This window comes from Shewanella sp. 10N.7, from assembly GCF_020806285.1.
GTDB classification, from domain to species: Bacteria; Pseudomonadota; Gammaproteobacteria; order Enterobacterales; family Shewanellaceae; genus Shewanella; species Shewanella electrodiphila.
Genome location: NZ_JAJGZS010000104.1, coordinates 1 through 235, shown reverse-complemented (window position 1 = coordinate 235; position 235 = coordinate 1). Strand labels below are relative to the sequence as shown.

The 235-nt window shown below is 43.4% G+C and carries 1 protein-coding gene; it reads right to left on the bottom strand.

The window, feature by feature from the left end; genetic code table 11:
* On the bottom strand, positions 1 to 235 hold a 235-nt coding region (locus LMH66_RS20355; RefSeq protein WP_229372739.1), incomplete at both ends, for an IS3 family transposase.

Genomic DNA, 235 nt, shown 5'->3' with positions numbered 1-235 from the left:
ATTTGTGCTTAGGTACCTGACAGCTAACTATACCAAGTTCTTTCATCAACTTAGTGGCACGATAACGGCTTAGCGAGACACCTTGCTGGGTAACCATATCAGCAATCGTTCTAGCACCTGCTGACCCATTACTTGCTGTGTGTACTTCGCTGACTAGGCTTCGAAGCTTAACCTTATCTGCGTTAATGGTTGTTGGTCTCTTTCTCCAATACTTGTAACTACTACGATGAATACT